The sequence below is a fragment of the Hydrogenivirga sp. 128-5-R1-1 genome (genome assembly GCF_000171895.1).
Genome location: NZ_ABHJ01000438.1, coordinates 1 through 1,233, shown reverse-complemented (window position 1 = coordinate 1,233; position 1,233 = coordinate 1). Strand labels below are relative to the sequence as shown.

At 33.0% G+C, this 1,233-nt stretch carries 1 protein-coding gene; it reads left to right on the top strand.

The features are described 5' to 3' along the window. The first annotated feature begins 45 nt into the window (after positions 1 to 45). Positions 46 to 1,119, top strand: coding sequence for a pyruvate kinase (gene pyk / locus HG1285_RS18565; protein ID WP_008289537.1), 1,074 nt, complete (start codon positions 46 to 48; stop codon positions 1,117 to 1,119). The last annotated feature ends 114 nt before the right edge of the window (positions 1,120 to 1,233 follow it).

The window sequence follows — 1,233 nt, the reverse complement described above, 5'->3', positions numbered from 1 at the left end:
AAGTATTAATCATCCAGAGATTTAGACAAGCTAAAAGAAGGAGACATGATATACATAGCTGACGGGCTCATCAGACTTGAAGTTGTTGATACGAACAAAGAAGGAATAACTGCCAAAGTTTTAGTTGGAGGGGTTATATCTTCAAGAAAAGGAGTAAATTTTCCAAAAGTAAAACTTGATATATCATCGCTTACTGAAAAAGATATAAAAGATGTAAAGTTTGGCGTAAAAGAAGGTATTGATACAATAGCCCTTTCATTTGTTAAAAATCCTGAAGATGTTTTAAAAGCAAAAGAAATAATAAAATCTTACGGCGGAGACCAGCCTTTATTTGCAAAAATTGAAAAACATGAAGCTGTTGAAAATATAGATGGAATAATAGAAGTGGCAGATGGAATAATGGTTGCAAGGGGAGACCTTGGAGTTGAAATTGAAATGGAAAAAGTTCCTGTTATTCAAAAAATGATTATTAAAAAATGTAATGAAGCAGGAAAACCTGTTATAACTGCAACCCAAATGCTAACCTCAATGCTGAACTCTCCAAGACCTACAAGGGCTGAAGTATCAGATATAGCAAATGCTGTTTTAGATGGAACTGATGCTGTGATGCTTTCTGATGAAACAGCTGTAGGCAAATATCCTGTAGAAGCTGTTAAAGTAATGAAAAAAACAATAATAGAAACAGAAAGCATTTACAATTTCCACAGAGAATATGAGTCAATAAAAGATAAAACCCAGTCAATAGCATACTCTGCTACAAAACTTTCACAAAGACTGTCAGCAAAGGCTATAGTTGCTTTTACAAAATCCGGAAGAACGGCAAGAAACGTTTCAAAATTTAGACCTAAATCTCCAATATTTGCAATAACCCATGATATTAAAATATTTAGAAGATTAAACATAGTTTGGGGTGTTAACCCTTATATGATTATAGAAAATTGTGAAAACTCTGAAGAACTTTTATGTAAATTTGTAAAAAAGGCTTATAAAAAAGATTTCAGACCTGATGATGTTGTTATTGCCCTTGTTGGATTTGTTGGAGGTGTTACAGGCTCAACAAGTATTATAAGGGTTTTAGATAAGGAAGATGTTAATTATATGCTAAAAGAGGAATGTTAAGGGGCATACAAGCCCCCGTTTCTTATTTATTTAAAAGTTCATATGCTTCAAGTATCTCAAGTGCAGATTCATGAAGTGAAGTTTTTCCAATAAATCCTGCAAGTCTTGCAACAG